The 3163-nt window shown below is 59.6% G+C and carries 2 protein-coding genes; both read left to right on the top strand.

Annotated features, from left to right (window positions below):
• Positions 1 to 409: 409 nt before the first annotated feature.
• Positions 410 to 2038 (top strand): sodium-dependent transporter, encoded by a 1629-nt coding sequence (locus ABX749_RS27320; RefSeq protein ID WP_372898813.1) that lies wholly within the window; start codon positions 410 to 412, stop codon positions 2036 to 2038.
• Between the two features lie 165 nt (positions 2039 to 2203).
• The coding region (locus ABX749_RS27315) for an alkaline phosphatase family protein (protein ID WP_372898812.1) at positions 2204 to 3163 on the top strand (960 nt) is incomplete at its 3' end.

Below are 3163 nucleotides of genomic sequence, written 5' to 3'. Positions count from 1 at the left end.
CACCGATGTCCGGAGCGTCCACGTGATTGACCGACTGGTCGTCCTCAGAGGTTGACGACAGCCGAGCGGTCGGGCGAACAGAATCTTTTCGGATTTTCGATTGATTCGCCGCCGGCTGCGGCGGAATCGTCTGCCGAGACACTCGCTGGTGCTCCGGTTAGATGCTGGAGTGCTTCGTCCAGATCGGATTTTAAGGCGGGGGCCGCAGGTGGTGACGCAGGCGGTGACGCAGCGGCCGGTGCGTTTGACGGGAGGAGGGCGAGGCTACCGCCGAGCCGGGTGGATTGGGATTGCCGGCAAGGGAAGCTGAGGGAGGTTGTCTGTCCATTGCCGCGTCGAGACAGCTTTTCGCGCATCCGCCTGCCCAAGAATGCGCTCTGCGGGCTAAACTGACGTCTCGCCTGTCCGCATGTCCCGATCCAAAGACTGGAAAGACGTGGAAAATTCATCCGAAAACCAGACGGCTTCGCAACACGGCAGCAATGAACAGTGGGGGACTCGGATCGGCGTGATCTTGGCCGTCGCCGGTTCGGCCGTGGGGCTGGGCAACTTCTTGAGGTTCCCCGGCCAAGCCGCTCAAAACGGTGGCGGCGCGTTCTTGCTGCCCTACTTTATCTCGTTGTTGGTCCTGGGCATCCCGCTGTGTTGGGCCGAATGGACGATGGGGCGTTATGGCGGGCATCATGGTTTCAACTCGTCACCGGGGATTTTTAGCGTCGTCTGCCGCAACGCCAAGGCACGCTACCTGGCGGTTCCGGCACTGCTGATTCCGCTGGTGATCTACATGTATTACGTCGTGATCGAGGCCTGGTGTCTGGCGTATGCGTTCTCGTACTTGAACGGATCCTTGATGCTCGGCGAAGACACCGAGGCCTACGGTTCGTTTTTCGGCAGCTTTGTCGGCAGCGGCGAGGGACAAAACGGCGCCGCGTTCCGGGGCGAGTCGTCGCTGCTGTACTTTGTGATGATCACCTTCGTGATCAACTTCATTTTTATCTACCGAGGCGTCGCCAAGGGGATCGAGACGTTCTGTCGCTATGCGATTCCGTTGATGGTGGTGTGTGCCCTGTGCGTGCTGGTCAGGGTGCTGACCTTGCCGGCCGACAAAGTGAATGCAGGATTGGGATTCATGTGGAACCCCGATTTCTCGGCCTTGCTGGATTCCAAGACGTGGCTCGCCGCATCCGGCCAGATCTTTTTCTCCCTGTCGGTTGGATTCGGGGTGATCGTCAACTACGCCAGCTATCTGAAGAAAAAAGACGACGTGGTGCTCAGCGGTTTGACCGCCTGTAGCATGAACGAATTTTTCGAAGTCTGCTTGGGCGGTCTGATCACGTTGCCGGCCGCATTCATTTTTCTCGGTGCGGCGGCAGGGGATCAGGGGACGTTCGGCCTGGGGTTCACCGCGCTGCCCAATGTGTTCGCGCAGATGCCGGCCGGACAGTTCTTCGGGTTCCTGTGGTTCTTCATGTTGTTCCTGGCCGCGATCACCAGCAGCTTGTCGATGCTGCAGCCGGTGATCGCGTTCTTCGAAGAAGGTTTTGGGATGCAGCGTGGCGCGTCGGTGTCGCTATTGGGCATCATTTCGTTGTCCGGCAGCGGGTTCGTGATGTACTTTTCCGCGGGACTGAAAGCACTCGACACGTTCGATTTCTGGGTCGGCACGTTCCTGATCTTCGTGCTCGCGATGGTCCAAGCGGTGATCTACGGCTGGGTGTTTGGGATCGAACAGGGAGCGAAAGAATCCAGTCAGGGGTCACACATTCGAATCCCGACCGTGGTGCAGTACATGTTGAAGTACGTCGTGCCCGTTTACCTGGGTGTGATCTTCATCGCGTTCGCGTGGGAAAACGTGTTGGATAAAACCGATCCGGAAACGGGCGCGGTCACGCAAGGTTATCTGTCCAAGATCGCCGACGACGAAGTGATCTTGATGTCGTTGCTGTTCATCGGAGGCACGATCGCGTTCCTGACCGTGATGGTTCACGTGGCGGGAATCCGTTGGCGTCAGCAGGGCCGGTTCGACCAGATGGAGTGAAACCTGAAACTTGAAACCTGAAACCTGAAACTTGTAACCTGAAACTTAAATGAACATCTACGGTTGGATCGTGATGGCCTGCTCGGTCGGGTCGGTGGTCACGTTGTTGACGTATTGTCTGTACCGGGTGATGACCCTGCCGCCGGTACCGGATGACGATCCCGAATGACGCATCGGGTTTGCATTATCAATGTCGTCGGGCTGACGGCTCGATTGCTCGCTGACGCACCGGCGATTCGGTCGCTGGCGGGGAATCCGTCCACGGACGAGCTGGCCGCGGGCGGTAAACAATTCATGCCGTGGACCAGCCCACTGCCGGCGGTCACCTGCACGTCCCAGGCAACGATGCTGACCGGGCTGGCCCCACGCGATCACGGCGTCGTCGGCAACGGCTGGTACTACCGCGAGACCCAGGAGATTCGGTTCTGGCAACAAGCCCGCTCGTTGGTCCAGGGGCCGGCCTTCTATGACGAGTTCGAAACCGCCAAGATGTTTTGGTGGTTCAATCAATCGTCGACGGCGCGCTACAGTTGCACGCCCAAGCCGCATTATGGCTGTGACGGCAGCAAAGTCTTTGACGTGCTCGACCACACCGAGTGCAATCTCACCGAACGCCATGGGGCGTTTCCGTTTTTCACGTTCTGGGGGCCCGGTGCCGGGTTGCCGTGCAGTCGCTGGATCGCGGAGGCCACCGCGACGGTGCTGCGTGAAAAGCAGCCCCAGGTCACACTCGCCTACCTGCCGCATCTGGATTACGACTTTCAACGATTCCCCGATCACGACCCGGCGCGGGTGGCCGAGGTCGACCAGTGTGTGCAAACCATCCTGGCCGCCGCCGACGAGGTCGGGGCACAGGTGGTGATCGTTTCAGAATACGGCTTGGTTCCGGTCGATCGGCCGATTCACATCAACCGTGTGCTCCGTCAGGCCGGCTGGCTGTCGGTGCGGAACGGACCCTTCGGCGAAGTCTTGATGCCGGGGGAATCGAAGGCGTTTGCGGTCGCCGATCATCAATTGGCGCACGTCTACGTCAACGATCCCGGTCTGGTCCCCTCGGTGCGAAAGGAGCTTGAAGCGGTCCCGGGGATCGGCGGCGTCTTTGATCCCGGTGATCTGGAACTCGAT

Origin of the sequence: Stieleria sp. (assembly GCF_041595215.1) — a bacterium.
GTDB lineage: Bacteria > Planctomycetota > Planctomycetia > Pirellulales > Pirellulaceae > Stieleria > Stieleria magnilauensis.
The sequence above is the reverse complement of the archived record's forward strand: the minus strand, read 5'-3'. Positions and strand labels throughout refer to the sequence as shown.

Bases quoted from the DNA above. Each gene is read 5' to 3' on its own strand.
- ABX749_RS27320 (WP_372898813.1), top strand. From the start codon at position 410: ATGTCCCGATCCAAAGACTGGAAAGACGTGGAAAATTCATCCGAAAAC.